The organism is Ruminococcus turbiniformis, assembly GCF_020687545.1.
GTDB lineage: Bacteria > Bacillota > Clostridia > Lachnospirales > Lachnospiraceae > Mediterraneibacter > Mediterraneibacter turbiniformis.
In genome coordinates, this window is sequence record NZ_JAJEQX010000048.1 from 1 (window position 1) to 18344 (window position 18344).

Annotated in this window: 22 protein-coding genes and 1 tRNA gene; 10 read left to right on the forward strand and 13 right to left on the reverse strand. The window is 43.9% G+C overall.

What is annotated here, in order from left to right; genetic code table 11:
- Positions 1 to 299: 299 nt before the first annotated feature.
- The 7 genes from LKD70_RS16960 to LKD70_RS16990 form a co-directional block, all read right to left on the reverse strand.
- The gene (locus tag LKD70_RS16960; protein WP_227709060.1) at positions 300 to 1364 is read right to left on the reverse strand and encodes a DUF2971 domain-containing protein; all 1065 of its coding nucleotides are present in this window, start codon (positions 1362 to 1364) and stop codon (positions 300 to 302) included.
- On the reverse strand, positions 1361 to 2221 hold the full coding sequence (locus LKD70_RS16965) for an ABC transporter six-transmembrane domain-containing protein (protein WP_227709061.1): 861 nt from the start codon (positions 2219 to 2221) through the stop codon (positions 1361 to 1363). The genes LKD70_RS16960 and LKD70_RS16965 overlap by 4 nt, the downstream gene beginning before the upstream one ends.
- 229 nt (positions 2222 to 2450) lie before the next feature.
- Entirely contained in the window at positions 2451 to 2783 is a 333-nt protein-coding gene (locus LKD70_RS16970) for a DUF6050 family protein (protein ID WP_204861815.1), read from the reverse strand.
- 99 nt (positions 2784 to 2882) lie between these two features.
- Entirely contained in the window at positions 2883 to 3215 is a 333-nt protein-coding gene (locus tag LKD70_RS16975; protein WP_227709062.1) for a hypothetical protein, read from the reverse strand.
- A 54-nt stretch (positions 3216 to 3269) separates the two neighbouring features.
- Entirely contained in the window at positions 3270 to 4613 is a 1344-nt protein-coding gene (locus LKD70_RS16980) for a relaxase/mobilization nuclease domain-containing protein (RefSeq protein WP_227709063.1), read from the reverse strand.
- The gene (locus tag LKD70_RS16985; RefSeq protein ID WP_227709064.1) at positions 4574 to 4903 is read right to left on the reverse strand and encodes a plasmid mobilization protein; all 330 of its coding nucleotides are present in this window, start codon (positions 4901 to 4903) and stop codon (positions 4574 to 4576) included. Before LKD70_RS16985 ends, LKD70_RS16980 begins: the two co-directional genes overlap by 40 nt.
- A 253-nt stretch (positions 4904 to 5156) precedes the next feature.
- Entirely contained in the window at positions 5157 to 5513 is a 357-nt protein-coding gene (locus tag LKD70_RS16990; protein WP_227709065.1) for a helix-turn-helix transcriptional regulator, read from the reverse strand.
- Positions 5514 to 5682: 169 nt separating this feature from the next.
- Between LKD70_RS16990 and LKD70_RS16995 the strand changes: the two genes are divergently transcribed.
- The 10 genes from LKD70_RS16995 (at position 5683) to LKD70_RS17040 (ending at position 13077) form a co-directional block, all read left to right on the forward strand.
- The gene (locus tag LKD70_RS16995; protein ID WP_456115028.1) at positions 5683 to 5856 is read left to right on the forward strand and encodes a helix-turn-helix domain-containing protein; all 174 of its coding nucleotides are present in this window, start codon (positions 5683 to 5685) and stop codon (positions 5854 to 5856) included.
- A gap of 19 nt (positions 5857 to 5875) precedes the next feature.
- Positions 5876 to 6589: a LytR/AlgR family response regulator transcription factor gene (locus LKD70_RS17000; protein ID WP_227709067.1), complete on the forward strand. Its 714-nt coding sequence runs from the start codon at positions 5876 to 5878 to the stop codon at positions 6587 to 6589.
- Positions 6582 to 7862, forward strand: coding sequence for a sensor histidine kinase (locus LKD70_RS17005; protein ID WP_227709068.1), 1281 nt, complete (start codon positions 6582 to 6584; stop codon positions 7860 to 7862). The genes LKD70_RS17000 and LKD70_RS17005 overlap by 8 nt, the downstream gene beginning before the upstream one ends.
- 115 nt (positions 7863 to 7977) lie before the next feature.
- The gene (locus LKD70_RS17010) at positions 7978 to 8157 is read left to right on the forward strand and encodes a hypothetical protein (protein WP_054338615.1); all 180 of its coding nucleotides are present in this window, start codon (positions 7978 to 7980) and stop codon (positions 8155 to 8157) included.
- Positions 8158 to 8162: 5 nt separating this feature from the next.
- Positions 8163 to 8834, forward strand: a complete 672-nt coding sequence (locus tag LKD70_RS17015; protein WP_227709069.1) for an ABC transporter permease — start codon at positions 8163 to 8165, stop codon at positions 8832 to 8834.
- The gene (locus tag LKD70_RS17020) at positions 8835 to 9728 is read left to right on the forward strand and encodes an ABC transporter ATP-binding protein (RefSeq protein WP_227709070.1); all 894 of its coding nucleotides are present in this window, start codon (positions 8835 to 8837) and stop codon (positions 9726 to 9728) included. It begins immediately after the preceding gene.
- Positions 9729 to 10291: 563 nt separating this feature from the next.
- Positions 10292 to 10726: a sigma-70 family RNA polymerase sigma factor gene (locus LKD70_RS17025; RefSeq protein WP_227709071.1), complete on the forward strand. Its 435-nt coding sequence runs from the start codon at positions 10292 to 10294 to the stop codon at positions 10724 to 10726.
- Positions 10711 to 10950, forward strand: coding sequence for a helix-turn-helix domain-containing protein (locus LKD70_RS17030; RefSeq protein ID WP_227709073.1), 240 nt, complete (start codon positions 10711 to 10713; stop codon positions 10948 to 10950). Before LKD70_RS17025 ends, LKD70_RS17030 begins: the two co-directional genes overlap by 16 nt.
- Positions 10951 to 11441: 491 nt before the next feature.
- Positions 11442 to 11648, forward strand: a complete 207-nt coding sequence (locus LKD70_RS17035; RefSeq protein WP_227709074.1) for a helix-turn-helix domain-containing protein — start codon at positions 11442 to 11444, stop codon at positions 11646 to 11648.
- 22 nt (positions 11649 to 11670) lie between these two features.
- The gene (locus LKD70_RS17040) at positions 11671 to 13077 is read left to right on the forward strand and encodes a site-specific integrase (protein WP_227709075.1); all 1407 of its coding nucleotides are present in this window, start codon (positions 11671 to 11673) and stop codon (positions 13075 to 13077) included.
- A 180-nt stretch (positions 13078 to 13257) separates the two neighbouring features.
- Here the strand turns inward: LKD70_RS17040 and LKD70_RS17045 are convergent.
- The 6 genes from LKD70_RS17045 to LKD70_RS17070 all read right to left on the reverse strand — a co-directional run bounded on the left by LKD70_RS17045 (position 13258) and on the right by LKD70_RS17070 (position 18132).
- A tRNA-Arg gene (locus LKD70_RS17045) sits at positions 13258 to 13334 on the reverse strand.
- 309 nt (positions 13335 to 13643) lie between these two features.
- Positions 13644 to 14519 carry a DUF3881 family protein gene (locus tag LKD70_RS17050; RefSeq protein WP_227709076.1) on the reverse strand — a complete coding sequence of 292 codons (876 nt, stop codon included), beginning with the start codon at positions 14517 to 14519 and terminating at the stop codon, positions 13644 to 13646.
- A 38-nt stretch (positions 14520 to 14557) separates the two neighbouring features.
- Positions 14558 to 15844: a serine--tRNA ligase gene (gene serS / locus LKD70_RS17055; RefSeq protein ID WP_227709077.1), complete on the reverse strand. Its 1287-nt coding sequence runs from the start codon at positions 15842 to 15844 to the stop codon at positions 14558 to 14560.
- Between the two features lie 24 nt (positions 15845 to 15868).
- The gene (locus LKD70_RS17060; RefSeq protein WP_227709078.1) at positions 15869 to 16396 is read right to left on the reverse strand and encodes a DUF4446 family protein; all 528 of its coding nucleotides are present in this window, start codon (positions 16394 to 16396) and stop codon (positions 15869 to 15871) included.
- Positions 16397 to 16456: 60 nt separating this feature from the next.
- A complete protein-coding gene (locus LKD70_RS17065; RefSeq protein ID WP_227709079.1) occupies positions 16457 to 17362 on the reverse strand; it encodes a ParB/RepB/Spo0J family partition protein in 906 nt (301 codons plus the stop codon).
- Positions 17363 to 17364: 2 nt separating this feature from the next.
- On the reverse strand, positions 17365 to 18132 hold the full coding sequence (locus LKD70_RS17070; protein ID WP_227709080.1) for a ParA family protein: 768 nt from the start codon (positions 18130 to 18132) through the stop codon (positions 17365 to 17367).
- Positions 18133 to 18344: the final 212 nt, after the last annotated feature.

The following is an 18344-nucleotide window of genomic DNA, read 5'->3' on the forward strand; positions in this document are numbered from 1 at the left end:
TCTGCCCAAAGATCAGTTTTTGAGACTACATTATTATTCATATCCATTGGTAATACCTCCATCATTTGAGATTATCTTATCAAATGCAGGAAGGGATTTGAAGGTACGGATGATTACCTACTTACGAATATGAGGCAAAATCCATTTGTGATGGCTTTTTCCGAGGGTTGCCATATAAATTCCCATGTGGACCTTCCATCTCCATTTTAGGGGCAATAATTGGCTGATTTGAACACTTCTCTATAGCAGAACGGGAGCACCGCCTTCGGCTTAGCCGAGGGTGACGCTCCCGTTATTTTTTATTGAATAGGTTCAAAGTCCAACTCGTATTTTGATGAATAATCCTTAACATACATTTGGTATTTTGCAATTTCCTTTTCATCTGCAATGTTTATCAGCATCTTCCGATATATTTCCGGGATTTGACAGCCAAAATAAATAGCGATGGGTCGTTTTTTGATTGGATAACGGTCTCTCGATTCCACGGCCGGATTGGGAGTCGAACATATAATTCGCCATTCATTTTCGTATGCCCAATCGCTCGATTTGTGCAAAGCTGCTTTTACAAATAAGAAATTATCATTGTAAGGCGCTATCTCAGAAATACCTAATATGTTTTTTAAATATTGTTCGACGTACCATTGTCCATAACTTGTTGCATTAAAACGCTTATCGGAGTATATCACAGGATAAATTGTTGCAAATTTAATATTATTGCAAGAGCGGTTCGGACAGTTAGAACATTGTGTAATTTCATTGTTTCTAAAATCGTACCCTAACGCAAATCCTTTATTATTTTCAGCGTAGTGTGCCCACATCAATGGAGATTTAATGCTTTCCGATAGGCAGACCATCTTAGTGCTATTGCGAATACTCTCTTTTATAGAATAAAAACATTGATCTAAAAATGTGCTAAAAGCAGGTATAGAATCCCAAACTATGTCTGTTAACTGTTTGGCATCCAATGAAGAAATAATACTTGATATCCGTTGCTGGACATCTGGAGTTGATTGACGTATTGGCTCAAGAGAAACCTGTCCACTTCTTAAAGCCTCAAACAAAGCAAGCATATTTCCTGACGAGAACATTTCTTCTATTGTTTTTAGTATATAAGACTTGTCGAAAAAGAAAAGGCTATCATGAAGATCATTAAATAAAGAGGCTTTGGAAAGCCATAGTTCATCCTTGTCAAAGGCATCTAAACTGTACTCTGTGCATTCCCTGAACTTAAAAAGTTGCTCTGGCACGTTATTACTAATAAACTGTAACAGAGGTAATATTTTGCTATCAAATTCTTCTTTCGGTGTATTTGGCTCCAGTCTTATATCTTCAATTATTTTTTCAAACTCATTTCTATAACTCATTTTGCATTCCTCTCTAAACGGGATACCGTGTCTTGTAAATCTTTAACAACAATAATAGATTCGTTGATTTCACCTACATAGCCATTCAACATCATAACATAAGTAATGGTCGAAAATAATTGACCACTTGTGTAGTTGCCCGCATGAATGGTTGAAATAATAGCTATAACTAAGAGCACTGTTTGAAGCAAATCTGTTAGGAGGTAGGTTTTTGCGTCTAAATCAGAATTGATAATATCAAGCGACAATGCTTTTCTTATGTGTTCTTTATATCTTTCTATTTTCCGGCTTGCAATAATATTGACCCGCGCTTCATCAATATTTTTTCGATTCTCATTATTAAGTGCAATATCTTTTTGAAACCGATATGTTGCAAAAGGGACAACAATCGAAACTGAAACAGCAAGCAATAATACAAATAATCCTGATATAGAAAAAATAAATATCAGGGAAAATATAATACCGCCAGCCATGCTTAAAAAATCAAACAGATTTATTTCAAGGAAGTTGGGAATATCATCAACCCGATCTAATAGTGAGCTAATCTTGGAATCATCTGCATCAGTTCGTATGATTTTCTCATAATATGTAGTGCTTTCTTCTTCAATAATCCTGCTATATATTCTGGTATCAAGAATTTTATCAACTGTCCGCAGGGCAATCAGAAGAAGCTGCAGGGCAATAAAAATGCACAGCCAACAATATTTGCGCCCTAAAAGATCATCAATACAGGCACCAATAATATATGGGTTAGCGGCCCAGATGATAGCACCTGCTATATCCATTAGTAAGATTAAAGAAATATGAAGCGGGGCTTTCTTGAATATTCTATAAACCTCTGCGAACACATTTTTCATTTGATCATTCTTTCTGTTTTCTTTTATTGTAGCACTTTCTTATTTGTTAAACAAGGATAGATAATAGTAGCCGCAGGCGTTGTGGGAATGTGCGTAAACTGCCTGTCCCGGCGGCGCTGTGGGAAACCTGTTTGCAGGATGTGGGAAAGGCCTGCCCTTTTCCATGTGCTGTGAATGGGTTTTCCATCGGCGCAAGCGGCAGTTTTCCACATTTCCATGACGCGCAGTTTTACCCGGCAATCAGCCGGTATGCGGTCAATGGCACATACAGGACCGCTACGACCAGCCGCCAGGCCAGGACAAATCCCCCGATCACGCCGCCTATGATAAAGTTCAGCGCGAACAGCGCGATCCCGCCGCCGAAGGAGCCACCGCCCGGCACGATCCAGAGGCACATCCGATGGAGGCCGAAGGGCAGCCCACAGAGTATCCAGAGCCACACATAGTCCAGTTCCCCGCCTCTTATGCAGGCGGATTTGAAAATACAGTACAGAAACATGGCCGCCGCTACAGGCAGCACGCTTTTCAGGAAAAATGCTTTGACTGCTTCACTTCTCGTCATAAGGCAGACCTCCTTCCATGCTTCCATTATACAAAATGATCTGAACGGCGCCCAGGGCATGGAGAAAATCATTTGCTAACAATCTGCGAACAGGACCGTTTAGGATTGTCTGCACTCCCTGTATTCCAGATATCCCTTATGCCCTCCGTCTATGATCCGGTCAATGTCCTCCGCTGTGAAAGGACGTTCTGTTTCGCCGGACAGGGAGGCAATCTTCAAAGCGTTCCTGACTGCCTGGGTAAAATGGAAGTCGATTTCCTCCCGCTTGCTGGGCCATCCCCCGGATGGGGCGTCTCCCGGCCGGTGCAGGATATCCGCGAGAAAGGACAGCTCCTCCAGAATGCGGTTGCTCTTTTCCTCAAACCATCCCCGCGAGTCCAGGCCGGGACGCGTGGATACCGTAATTGTTGTTTTCTCTTTTCCGTTTTTCATGGTGATACCTCCTGTGAATGAAAATGTTTATTTATAGTGATCCGCAGCGCGGCACTATTCCAGTTCGTGCCTTCTTTGCTGCTCCTGCTCCTTTGGTACGGACAGGAGGGCGTCTACATTCTGGCGGATGGTCTCATATTCCCGCGCCTCGCTTCTTGCGGCCCGGTACCCGGCAAGCAGCGCCTCCTTCCTGACGGTGAGCTCCGACAGTTCCTTTTCCATGCGCTCCGCAGACAGCAGCGGCACAGCCCCCAGCTTCTTCAATTCCCTGGCAGCCGCTTCAAAAATGATGATCCCGCTCTCATGGCCCCGCAGGAATTTTTCTTTGTCCCTGGAATGGCGGTACTGCTCATACAGCGGCTTTAGGCGGCGGTAGGTGCCGGCGTGCTTCATCACAAGGGACAGCTCGGCGATCCGGGCCTCCGTCTCTTTCAGGGAGGAGTGGGCGCTGTCCCGCCGCCCGGCCACATCGGCAAGGCGGGCTTCCAGTTCCGCGTAACTCTCGATCCCATGCTCCGTCAGGAAGTTCATGGTCCTGGCCGCCTGTTTCAGATTGTTCAGCTTCGCCCAATGCGCGAACCCGGCGCTCTGCTGGGCTTTGAGATTGTTCTGGATATCAATGAGCAGGCTGATCCTTCCGTCGCGCTGTTTCGGCCGTCGGGATGGCCTGGAGCCCCCGGCGATCCGGGAGGCAATGGTTTCCTCCGTGTAGTCCACGCCCAGGGTTTTCATCCGGGTAAACCGTTCCTGGCCGGGAGCGCGGCAGGAAATATATTTCCCCCGCTTGATTTCATAACCCTCCCTCTGCAGGCGGAGCAGCAAATCTTCAAAGTTAGCGGAACCAGGGATCAGCCGGTCAATGGCTTTTTTCAGCGCCGCCTTATAGCTGGTTCCGGCCTGGGCTGCCTGGTGTTCAATATAGCTCTTGCCCTTATCCTTTCCGGGGATGATGACTGACAGGCCGTGTTCTTTGCAGATACGGTCGCTGGTGCGGCGGATATAGTGATAACTCCGCTTGTTGGAATGGTAGTGCTTATAGTCGGTGAAGCTGACCGCATTAAAAATCAGGTGATTATGGATATGATTTTTGTCTATGTGGGTGGTGAGGACAAACTCATACTTGCCGCCCAGGATTTCCTTTGCAAGCTGCATACCAATCTCATGGGCTTCCTCTGGCGTCACCTCCCCAGGCTCAAACGCCTGGATCAGATGGCGGCCCAGGTGCGTCCCTTTGTCAATGGCATGGCGGCGGGTCCAGGAAAATTCAATGTCCGCTGTTTCGGCGGCGCAGCCATAGGAAGATACCAGCAGCTTCCCGTCTGTTTTTTCGGGATTGCAGATATAGTCAATGGCCGCTTTCAGCGTAGACTTGATAGGATGTGTCTTTGTAACTGCCATATCTGTTCCTGCCTTTCCCGGATTTCCTGGATATCCTCCTGGTAAGCAGGGCCGCCGGCGTTCAGCTTTTTTGCAATCTGGTTGATGTTCCGGCCGATGGCGGACAGCTCCGCGGTGAACGCCTTGATATCCGTGGTGTCGGTATAGATGATATATCCGTCAATCGCCATCTTCCGCAGATAGGCGCCGATCCGCTGTGTGGGGAGCTGGGCCATCTTCTGCTCAATCAGCGCCCGTTCCTCCGCTGTCACCGGGCAGCGCAGGATGATGGGCCTCTTTCGGTTTGCCATGGCGTGTTCCTCCGTTTCTCATAAGGGTCTGGGATTATCCCAGCAAGCGTTTTTCGGTTTAGGGGCAGGGGCTCCCCTAAAGCGGAAATCCGCAAGTGCGGCCGCACTTGCTGTGCTTGCTGTTGTTTCTTTCTTCGTACCTAAGTAATACGGAAACGGAGCGTTTGGCTACCTTCCGGCAAAGAAAAAACGCTACAAACTTTATCCGTTCATAGCGTCTTTCATACTTTGTTCAGTTGTCCCGGAAACACGATTATTCCCCCTTCTTTCTGGCGTTCAGAAGGGCCTGCGCCGTTGCGATGATAATTCCGATCTCCGTATCGTTCAGGTCATCGGCCAGGGCGTCAAGCTGGCGGCGTGCCGTAGTCTTGCCGCCTGCTTCCTCCCCGAAAAGGATCTGATCCACGGAAACATGGTAGCGCTCCATCAGTTCCAGAAAAATCTGGACGCTTGGGTGCTGCCCTTTGTTCTCTATATTCGCCAGATAGCGGGGAGAGAGGAACATTTCATCCCCCGCCTTATTGCGGGACTCCTTGCGTTCGGTTCTCGCTTTTTTAATCGCCGCCCCATACGGGCGGAGGTCTTTTTTCTTTACTGGTCTCTTTGACATATTCATTCACCCAGTTACATTGTACTGTTCCTTTTTGGTTCTGAATATGTCTACAGAGTTCCTCTAATTAGCCAATATAATTCATATTCTGTCTCTTGCTATTATACGGCTATCCGCATATAATATAAGTTGATAGATTATGTGAAAGGACGGGTTGAGTATGGAATATATGTCTTGCCCCGAAGCAGCAAAGAAGTGGGGTATTTCCGAAAGACGGGTACAGAGGCTTTGTGAAGATGGTCGAATACCTGGCATATCAAAAATCGGTTATATGTGGCTGATCCCCAAAGACTCACAAAAGCCTATGGATATGAGAACAAAACGAGGAAAGAACTTAAAATAGTTTGGTGGAGTATGATGATATGAAAATTGCAGTATGCGAAGATAATAATATAGTTGCTGCATACTTGGAGGATTATTTATCTTCTTTGAGCGTGCAGAATATTGAATATGAGATTTTTACTTCAGGTGATGATCTCATTCATTACATGGAGCAGGAAAAAACTTCTTTCAATATTTTTTTTATGGACATAGAAATGCCAGGGAGAAACGGTATTGAAACATCTGCCTATATTCGGGAGCACGATAAAAATGCTTTGATAATCTTTATCACAGATCATCAAGATTATGTATATCAAGTATTTGAGGTGCTTCCATTCCGATTTTTGATAAAGCCAGTCCAGCGGGAACAGTTAAACACGGTTTTGAAAAATGCTATTTTGCAAATTAACACAGCAAAAAAATTGTTTTTCTTCAAAATTGGTAAACAGCAATTTCAAGTCGCCTATGATGAAATTTTATATTTTGAGGGAAATCTACGAAAGGTACGACTTATATCAACCGTTGGAGAATGGGATTTTTACGGGAAAATTTCTAAAGTGTTTAGTGACCTGGATGTAAATTTATTTTTGCAGTCCCATAGTTCCTTTCTTGTCAATATGGAATATATCCGTTGCATTACAGAAACAGAAATTACTTTGACGAATGGAATGACAATTCCGATTAGTAAGAAATTTCGTGACAGTGTAAAACAACGTCACATGGAATATGTAGAATGGAGGTGTGGGAATGGCTGAATTGATCGTGTTAGTCTTTCTAATACTACTACTCAATTTAGTAGATAGTATCTTTATATTACGATACCATGAACACCTTTATGGAGCCGTTCGTTGGGAAAAGCGGAAGTTTGTTTTACGTTTTACGATTATTGTTCTTTCGGCCACAGTAGTGATTTCTGCCATACCAGCAATGATATTATGGGGAATGACTTTGTTTAGCTCCTTTTGGATGGGAGCATATCATGGCGGAAAGAAAAACAAAGTGCTGTTCCAGGTGGTATTGATTTCTTTAGCAGTTTTATCATTCATTTTATCGTTTGTAATTGCCATTGCATTTTTCAAGGATGACATTGCAGTTGGCATATTTACACTGTTGGCTTCCCATGTAATTTTTGGTGTTATGGTCGAAGTTACAAGGCATTTCCAGCAATCCATTTTGGTTGATCTCCCCGGAAAAATGTGGCTGGTTCTCTTTTCAATTCCGGTTGCCAGCTTGATTTGTGTTCCTGCTTTTTCTCGGATGATCGCTTTGAATGAAGGCGCTGCAAGCGGTATTGGGAGAAATCAAGTTATTATACTGTTCGCTGTTTTCTTCATTAACATTATGGTGTTCTATTTATTCGGAAAATTCTCTGAATTATTAAGCACAAGAATAGACGCGGCTATATTACAGCAACAAATTGAAATGCAGGAGAAATACTACCTTGCTATTGAAGAAAATCACGCAAAAGTGCGCTTGCTCCAGCATGATATGAGAAACCAGATCAATGCGATCACGACAATGTTTGAAGAAAATCAGATGGAAAATCTCGGTCAATATCTGAAAGAAATTGGAGGACAGGTCAATCAAATTGAAAAAGTGATTGTAACAGGAAATGCTCCCATAGATACGATACTTAACATCAAAATTTCAGAGCTGATAGGGTGTGGTATCAAAGTACATACAAATGTATTGCTTCCCAAAGGAATAAAAATAGATTTTCGTGAAGCCGCTACTTTGTTTGGGAACCTTTTAGATAATGTTATGGATGAGTGTAAGCGGCTTCCAAAAGAAAAACAAGAGGCTAAAATTCAGCTTTCCTATATCAACCATATCATGTTTATTCGGATTTCAAACCCGATGGCAGTAGCCGAAAAACAATTCCCGCTCAAAAGCGAAAAACCAGATTCGGAATTGCATGGGTTCGGGATGAAAAGTGTTCAGCAAGTGGTAGAACAATTTAATGGAACTATAAAACTGACTGCTCAAGACTATTTATTTCAGATTTCCATTGTTCTATATGACGTTTAGGACAATAATGACAATTCGGTTCATCAAATATGACGACCAGCTATTTTCTTTGATTTTTGGTGCTACTATGTTTCTGCAAAGAATACATAGTAGCACTTTTTTGGAGGTAGATAACATGAAAAAAGGATTGTTTGGAGCTATCGCTCTACTTGTGTTTGCTTTGATTGGGGGCGCAATCTTAAAGACTATGGGTGCCCCTGCTCTGGCGATAAAAGGAGCAACCCTCGTTGCCGTATTTTCCGTTTTGATTGGTGGAAAATTGATTTTTGATTACTTCTGGAAAAAGCGGAGGTGATCAGCGTGTGGGCAATCACAAAAAGAGAATTTTGGAACCTGATAAAAAGCGTAAGGGCTCTTATCATTATTCTGTTGTTTAGCGCAGGTAGCATTGGGGTGACAAATAGTTTATCCAAAGTAAGCGGACAACTCGATGTAGCAGAATACTATGCCAGTTTGAGGTTGTTGGTCTTGATTTTCGGCTTCCTGTTTGCAACCATTTTATCTCACAGTTGCTTTAACGGTGAAGTGGAAACAAAAACAATACGTTTGCTCCTGACCAAAGTTTCCAAAACAAGTATTGTTGTCGGTAAACTGCTCGGCACTTCTTTATTTTGGATGGCTTGCTTAACAGGTAGCTTCCTTTTTATATCAGTGGTCGGTAAAGTTTTTCGTCCGTCTGAACTGTTTATTGCCTTTTCAACAATGGCATATTTTAACAGCATTGTACTTTTGATTTCAGTAGTCACGACAAAATCTTCTCGAAGCAATTTTATTGGACTTATATTTGCACTGTTACTTCCCGGCCTTGGATTGTATGCTACCCTTACAGCCACCTCACCGCTACATTTTTTACAATACTTCTTTCCATATTTTTATTTGCTGCAAGGCGTGAGATATATGAGTGTCCCCCTGGCCTTTGCCGTGTTGTTGACTTGGGTAGCCGTATTGTTGGTAAAAAGGAGGGACTACTAAATGGCTGCAATTAGAACACAAAATTTACAGAAAAACTACGGGAAAACTAAGGTGCTTCAAGGCATTACACTATCTGTCGAGGATGGTACATTTTGGGGACTGATTGGGAAAAACGGTGCAGGTAAAAGTACACTCATCAACACTTTGACAGGGACGGTCCTAAAATCTGGCGGTGCTTTTTGGATTTATGACACGCCGGATCGAGAACTGGATCAGGCTAAAAAGTCTATTGGTGTTATGCCCGATGTTTCTGGCTTATATGGAGCAATGACAGGAGCTGACTTCCTAAAATATATGGCATCCCTAAAAGGCGTAAAATTAACAAAAAATGATATCAAGCGCTGTCTGGATGATGTCAACTTGGATGTTCCTTTTGATCGCAAAATAAAGGAATACTCTTTTGGAATGAAAAAGAAGATTTCTTTAGCTCAAGCTCTTATAGGGGAGCCAAGATTACTGTTTCTTGACGAACCGACATCCGGTGTTGATCCAGAGTCCATTTTACATCTGCAGGGGTTGTTCCATCGTTTGCACCAAAGCGGCACAACTATTTTTCTGGCATCCCATAATCTTAATGAAATAGAACGGCTATGTAGTCATGTCGCAATTTTGGATCAAGGTAACTTCCGTGTAAATGGTGAGATTAACGAAGTTATCAACCGCTATACGGCAGTTATAAAGGTGCAAATTCATTGCCGAGTTCCCGATAATTTTTGTATGTCACCCAAATTTCATTTTGCCAAATTGATTGAGGCTACGGCTGACACAATGATTTTTGAGGTTAAAACTCAAGAGGACATTTCAAGGATTGTTGAATTACTTGTCTCTTGCGGCATATCCATTTATTCTGTTTCTCCGCAAAAGACAACTTTGGAAGAAATTTTTTTGAAATGAATATGAAAGACCAAACAATAAAAGAAACGTTGTCCCTATTTCAGTGACTAAGTAAAATAAATGTTCAGCCGCCCAACGGATAAAAAAAACCGTTGTTTCGGCGGCTGATTCATCATGCGCCAAACAGAATACAGCAGCCATGCGGCGGTTTTGAGAAAATCAAGGCCGTCGCTTTTTAGCGTCTAAATATCAACGATGCCCCCTAAACTTCCTGTTTTCAGACGGCGGCCTTTTGGAAGGAGCCGCCGTGAAACAATTAGTATCTCACCATAGCAGGCCAGTAAATGACCTACCAAAAAAAGCCCGGTCACCGCCGGGGATTGTTCTTCCCATAGATATGAACTGTGCAATCATGTAAATACTTCGGTTAATTCATTAGCGTCTATCTGCGTTTTGCAGACGGGCGCCTTTTTTTGTTTATGTGAGCCTCCGTCATACAGCGGAGCCTTTCATAAAAATTTTCTTCCTTTCGCGGTTGCCAAAATTGCCATCCCTGGATTACTGAGGCGAAAGGGAGAAGATCACCACCCCCGCACCTGCGGGCTGCGAAGGGAGGTGAGAAAATGAAAGACTCCTATGAGCAGCGTATTCAGAATCAGTTTGGCGCTTTCTGTGTCAAGGTTTTGAAGAATGAGGCCCGGCATATCCAGCGTGAATATGCCCGCCTCCGGGACCAGGAAAAATCCCTGGGCGAGCTGACAGCTTCCGAACTGGAGCAGACCGCCGTATGGGACAGGCACTTTATGGACGAACATGTCTTTGACGTGCAGGGACTCCCGGTTGTCGTGAACGGCAACATTCTGGCCGACGCCTTAGCGCAGCTGCCGAAAGGAAAGCGGGATGTGATCCTGCTGTCTTACTTCCTGGATATGACGGATCGTGAGATCAGCGAAAAGCTGAACATCGTCCATCAGACCGTATCGAAGCGGCGGCGCGCTACGCTGAAAGAATTGCGCGAATATCTGGTGAAGGAGGGATTTGAATGGCCGGACGAGTAAAGCCCATCCCGGTTCCTGTGATCCTGGCGGCTGTGAACGGCGACGAGGGCGCCCTTGCCGCTGTAGTCGCCCACTATCAGAGTTATATCCGGGCGCTTGCAACCAGGCCGCTGAAAGACGATTACGGTAATACATATCTGTGCGTCGATGAAGATATGCGGCTCAGGCTTGAAGCAAAGCTGATCTACAGCATTGTAACAGGCTTCAAGGTACTGCCGGTCTAAAACCTTTGGGACAGGTTCTCCCTTTCCCTGTCCCGATGGTCCGGCATGAAGCCTGACGGACCTTGACAAAGAAAGCCCGGCGGGAGGCCGCCGGCGCAGCATAAGGCAGACGGATACGTTCTTCCCCGTATTGAGCCATACGGCTGGTGCGCCATGACCTCCCCTGGGAGCGAGCGATCAACACTGGCCGCAAAGCAGGCGTGGCGGCCTGTGGGCGATGACATACGGGACAGGTTAAAGATACTCGCGCGTTGAACGCCCACAAAGCATTGCGCGCCGCACCCACAAGCATGGGCCGGGGTGAGACTCCCGTGGAGCTGTGCCGGCAGCCGTCCGTTTTCTGCCTCTCATTTTTTGACAGTTCATTAGTTTTTCCATTTACGGATAATTCGTAAATTTTTTCTTAGCAGCAGACAAACAAAATGCAGCGCGGTAAAATGATTGTAGGAAGTCATTTTCTCGCGCTGTTTCCATAAAGGAAGGGGGCTGTCATGTCGCAAGCATGGAACGGCGCGAAGAAGGGCTCCCCTGAACGGAGAACATATACGGTTGAGGATGTCGCTCAAATTCTTGGAATCGGGCGTACTTCCGCATATCTTCTCGTAAAGGAAGGGCACTTCAAAATCGTGCGAATTGGAAACGCCATACGAATTTCTAAGCGGTCATTTGACGAGTGGCTCGATTCACTTGATCTATGACGATTAGAAAGGAAATATCAGTATGGCATCTATCATTAAACGTAAAAAGAATTATTCTGTTGTTTACAACTATGTTGACGAGAACGGAGAAACAAAGCAGAAATGGGAAACCTGGCGTACTCATAAAGACGCCCTGCGGAGGAAAGCGGAAATTGAAAACCAGCAGTTTACGGGAACTTTCCTCCCGCCGAGCAACCAGAAGATATCCGAGTTTCTATATGATTTCGTTTCTCTGTACGGTGAAAAAAAGTGGGGCGTGTCTATGTATGACAGCCAGACGGCTCTGATCGCCAACTACATCAATCCCATTATTGGAGATATGGAAGTGCAGGCGGTCACTCCCCGTGTGGTTGACAGTTATATCCAGACACTACAGAAAACCCCGTCCGTTTCAACCAAAACCAGAAAAGCGACGACCACTTATGTCAGCGATAAGACGATTGAAAAAATTATCAAACTTCTGCGCTGTGCATTCAAACAGGCGGTCCGCTGGGAGATCATCGGAAGGAACCCGTTTGACAATGTGATCCTTCCTAAGACAGAATACACAAAGCGAGATATCTGGGACGCGGATATGATCCGGACAGCTCTTGATAAGTGTACGGACAGCAAGCTCTATGTGGCAATGAACCTGTCCTTTGCCTGCTCTTTACGGATGGGCGAGATACTGGGGCTGACCTGGGATAATGTTCATATTTCAGATGAAGATATTGCTGATGATAACGCCTATGTCTACATTGACAAGGAGCTGGCGCGGGCGTCCAAAAGAGCGATTGAAACGCTGGGAAAGAAAGATATTTATTATATCTTCACCCCGCTCATGCCGAATACAAGCACACGGCTGATCCTGAAAAAACCTAAGACCGATTCCAGTATCCGTAAGGTATGGCTGCCAAAAACGCTTGCCTATATTCTGCGTGAATGGAAAGCGGCTCAGGATGAATTGAGGGGTTTTCTCGGAGACGAATACCAGGAATTTAACCTGGTCGTTGCGCTCCCTAATGGACGTCCCTGTGAGGACAGGATCATCCTGAAGGAGTTTTCCAAACTCCGGGAAGAAGCCGGCCTGCCGAGAGTCGTTTTCCATTCTCTCCGGCATTCCAGCACGACTTATAAGCTGAAACTGAACCACGGCGACCTGAAGGCCACTCAGGGAGACACAGGACATGCAGAGATTGACATGATTACCAGTATTTACGCTCACATCCTGGACGAGGACAGGAAAGTCAACGCCCAGAAGTTTGAGACGGCCTTCTACTCCAATCCCGACTTGCGCGGGGTACGGCCGCCGGAGGAACCGAAAGCAGCGGAGCCGGCGCCTATTGACCTGGCAAGTTTGGTTGAACAGCTTCAGAAATCTCCGGAGCTGGCGAGCGCCCTGGCCGCTCTGATTGCGAACCAGGCGGCAGGCACATCGGAAAAGCCATGAAAATCAAATTAGCAAGACGGCGGTTTTTCTTAGCAGGCTTGTAAAAACCGTTCGTTTCTTCTTAGCAAAGTATACATTTGCAGCGCATAAAATTCTCCCGGTCAAAAATGAGCGGTGGACCGGGAGAAGTAAAACAAAAAACGCTGCAAACCACCAAAAATGGCTTGCAGCGGTACTTTCTGGCGTCCCTGGGCAGATTCGAACTGCCGGCCTTTCGCTTAGGAGGCGAACGCTCTATCCTGCTGAGCTACAGAGACGTATATCAAAATTATTCAATTATCCCGCTCAAAAGGATTCGAACGAGCTGCCGCTTAGGAGGCGGTCGCTCTATCCAACTGAGCTATAGCGACATTTAAAGAATCTATATTTAATTTTACTTGTTACCTTTTCCCGTTTCCTCCGAGGTGTATGTTATAACACTTTCTTAGGAGGCGAACGCTCTATCCTACTGAGCTACAGAGACATTTTTAAAATTAATAACTGCATCCGTTCCGGACGCAGTTATTAATATACCACGTTTTCTGCAATTTCTCAACTGTTTTCACAGATTATTTCCGCAAAACAGTTCAGAAGTTAATATACCCCTGCAGCCAGATCGTGCCTTTAAATCTGCGCCCGATCTCCGGCTCTCCCATCACTCCGGCCGCAGGCACACACACGTCAAACTGCATCTCATTCACATTCAGCTTCATCTGATACAGTTCTGTCCCTGTTGCAGTGTTTTTTCTCTTTCTCACTGCAAGTATTTCACCCATTATAGAGTACAGATCGCACTCAATGCCATATGGCATAAAATAAGTATCCACAATGGAGAATACATCTTCATTTGCGAGCCTTCTTGAAACCTGGGAGTAGATATCGATATCATCCAGAGTCAATGTCTCAATCGCTGCCTGATCTCCGTTCCTTGCAGCATTGATCAGCATTTTCCGGTTGTCAGAGGCTTCCCTTTCACTCTTCATCTTTCTTTCATCTTTTACAACAGGAAGAAGAACCGTTCCCGAGAGTGCCAGACCCGACAGGGTAACCGACGTAACCGGGTTCGTGATAAACCCTGCCTGACGTTCTCTCATATATTCGATCCCGTTTTGAAGAGTAAAGATCAGACTAATGCCGATTTTGGAATCTTCACACATTCCGACATACTGCTCTTTCTCTATCTTCCTCTCCACTGCGATCTCAGCATATGTGCTGATTCCGCTTCCCTCAAAATAAGGAAAATAGTACGATGGCTCAAATACATCATTTTCATTTAATTCGCCGCAGAGGGATACTCCGATGCACTGTCCGTAATCCTTTCTCAGTTCACAGAAATCCTCTCCCGGCAAATAGGATACAATTGTCTGGTGAGTATAGTTTTCCCTCACGTCTTCAAGCATATCCTTCAAATCATTTCTTGTTTGGATATTGTCAAATCCGACCGCCTTTAAATATTGATGCATCTGTTTTTTATCTTCCTCGATTCACGAATACGCTTTTTCTATTTTTTCGGTACCATCTTTTCCATTCCGCCCATATACGGTCTTAATACCTCCGGTATTCTGACAGAACCGTCCTCCTGGAGATTATTTTCCAGGAATGCGATCAGCATTCTCGGCGGAGCCACTACCGTGTTGTTCAGTGTGTGGGCAAAGTAGTTTCCGTTTTCACCTTTCACGCGGATTCCAAGGCGTCTTGCCTGTGCATCTCCCAGATTGGAGCAGCTTCCCACTTCAAAGTATTTTTTCTGTCTCGGGGACCATGCCTCCACATCGACAGATTTCACTTTAAGGTCTGCCAGGTCTCCTGAACAGCACTCAAGTGTTCTCACCGGAATATCCATAGAACGGAACAGATCCACTGTGTTCTGCCAGAGCTTGTCATACCATTCCATACTATCCTCCGGCTTGCACACTACAATCATCTCCTGTTTCTCGAACTGGTGAATCCTGTACACACCTCTCTCCTCGATGCCGTGAGCTCCTTTCTCTTTTCTGAAGCAGGGTGAATAACTCGTAAGAGTCTGAGGAAGCTGATCTTCTGTAAGCTGGGAATTGATAAACTTACCGATCATGGAGTGCTCGCTCGTTCCGATCAGATAGAGATCTTCGCCTTCAATCTTATACATCATGGCGTCCATCTCTGCGAAACTCATAACGCCCGTAACTACGTTGCTGCGGATCATAAACGGCGGCACGCAGTAAGTGAATCCTCTTCCGATCATAAAGTCTCTCGCATATGCGATCACAGCGGAATGAAGTCTTGCAATATCTCCCATCAGGTAGTAGAATCCGTTTCCGGCTACTTTTCTCGCGCTGTCAAGATCAATTCCGTCAAAGGACTCCATAATATCCGTGTGGTACGGAATCTCAAAATCCGGAACAACCGGCTCTCCAAAGCGCTCGATCTCCACATTTTCACTGTCATCTTTTCCGATCGGAACAGAAGGATCAATGATGTTCGGGATTGTCATCATGATCTTTTTGATCTTTTCTTCCACTTCTTTTTCTTCAACCGAGAGTTCATCTATTCTTCCGGCACTCTCAGCCACTTTTCTTTTGAGTTCTTCTGCTTCCTCCAGTTTTTTCTGTGCCATCATTGCGCCAATCTGCTTTGATGCCTTGTTCTTCTCCGCGCGAAGAGCCTCCACTTCCTGTTTGATTTCTCTGTTTCTCTGATCAAGAGCAATCACCTCATCTACAAGCGGAAGTTTCTCATCCTGAAATTTATTTTTAATATTCTGCTTTACTACATCCGGATTCGTTCTTACAAATTTAATGTCTAACATTTCAATTTCCTCTCATTTACTTATTTATTTTTCCATATCTTTTATGTCATACTCTTCCTGGTAGATCGTTTTTTCAAGACACTGTCTTTCTTCCTCTGAAAGTTCAATATAGCTTTCTCCTTTTACGATCTCCTTAATATAAGTATAGCATCCTTCTCTGCTGTGCATCGCGTTAAATATCCATCCGTTATTATTTTCATCCAGCATAGTGAGTGCGAAGCTTAAATTTCCTCCCATTTCGTGGAACGCGTCATATTTTACAATGCCTGCTTTCTGATAATGACGTTCCATCTTCGTTCGGATTTCCTTGATTTCCTGCTTATTTTCCTTTACAAGCTCAGAGATTTCGTCCAGTTCTTCAAACTTTTTAAAAATGCTTTTTTCGAGACTCTTTCCATTTTTACCTTTCATGAATGTTGAATAACTTCTGTACATCAGCCTGTACTTTTCGTGCAAAAGAACATATAGTATGATCAGTACAATCTGAAGAATAAACACAATCACAAATAAATAAAACGGATCAATACCAAGGATATCCAATATTCCATTCATTCAGTTTACATCTCCTTTTTAATCATATAACTCCCTCTTTTTCCCTGCTGTATCTGACTTTTACGCATGAATTGACATAATAAGATCATATATTCTCTCAAGTTCTTCCTCAGAGTAATATTCTATCTCTATCTTACCTTTTCCATTCGCCTTCGGATTTACACTTACTTTTGTTCCTATAATATTTTTCATATGCTCTTCGAGATTTTCATAAACGAACGTGTGTTCTATTTTTTTCTTTTTAATCTCTTTTTTCGGATTTTTGAGATCTTTTACGAGCTTTTCAGTCTCACGTACACTGAGTTTTTCATCAAAGATCTTGTTTGCAAGCATATACTGCTGTTCTTCGTCATCTATTGCCAGAAGTGCTCTCGCATGGCCGGTGCTTATCATGTCGTCGATAATCATCTGCTGAACTCTATCACTCAGTTTCAGAAGACGCATTGAATTTGTCACTGCTGTACGGCTCTTTGAAACTCTTTCAGCAACTTCATCCTGCTTCAGATTAAATTCCTCCAGAAGCCGTTTAAATGCCATCGCTTCTTCTATCGGATTAAGATTCTCTCTCTGAATGTTCTCAATCAGAGAGATTTCCACGATTTCCTGATTCGTATATTCCTTTATAATGACAGGAACTTCTTTTATTCCGGCAATCTTTGCCGCTCTCCATCTTCTCTCCCCTGCGATAATTTCATAATAATCCTTTTTCTTCTGAACAAGAAGAGGCTGAAGTATACCAAACTGTTTGATCGAATCAGCGAGTTCTACAAGAGAATCCTCATCAAATTCCTTTCTCGGCTGATCTCTGTTCGGTTCAACTTCATTAATTTTCACCATTATTTCCCCGGATTTACTGCTTTCATCCTTAATATCCGGCTTTTTCACTTCATTTTCAGGAGTCTTGACGCTTTTGTTGGGAATCAGACTGTCAAGTCCCTTTCCAAGTCCGTTTCTCTTTACAGCCATTTCTATTCCTCTCCTTTGTGAATCACTTCTTCTGCCAGAAGCATATAGCTTTCAGCGCCTGTTGACTTTGGATCATAGAGATTAATCGGCATACCATAGCTGGGAGCCTCGGCAAGTCTTATATTTCTAGGGATAATTGTCTTGTATATATTCTGATTGAGGTTATCCTTTACATTTTCTACGACCTGAAGCGAGAGATTTGTTCTCGCGTCATACATTGTAAAGACAACTCCCTCAATCTCAAGTGCAGGATTCAATCTTTCCTGTACAAGTTCAATTGTGTGTATAAGCTGACTTAATCCTTCCAATGCGTAATATTCACACTGGATAGGAACTATCACTGAGTCTGCTGTTGTCATCGCATTTATCGTAAGCATACTGAGCGCTGGCGGGCAGTCTATCACAATAAAATCATAATTATCTTTCACTTTTTCAACTTCACTTCTGAGAATAAATTCCTTATTTTCGATTCCAATAAGTTCAATCTCAGCTGCTGAAAGATCAATATTCGACGGAAGAACATCCAGATTTTCCTGTGCTTCTTTGCAGATGCACTCTTCCACTGATGCGTTCCCTATAATGAGATCATAGACACTTTTATCCACATTATCTTTATCAACACCAAGACCACTCGTCATATTTCCCTGCGGGTCCATATCCACAGCCAGCACTTTTTTCTCCATGCTTGCCAGTGATGCTGAAAGATTTATTGCGGTTGTTGTCTTTCCTACCCCGCCTTTTTGATTTGCTATTGCGATAATTCTCCCCATTGCTGCCTCCTCATGATTTCGTCATTGTCGGATACTTATTTATTATATCACACTTTTTCCATTATTCCAGAAAATGTTTCACGTGGTATGTGTCAAGTAATCGTTGGCACTTTTTCTTATTTTTTAATGTCAGTTTATTTATCTTATTTTCAGATAATTCGATCTGGACTTTATCTGATCATTTTATATTTCTTTTTAACAGAATGCTCTTG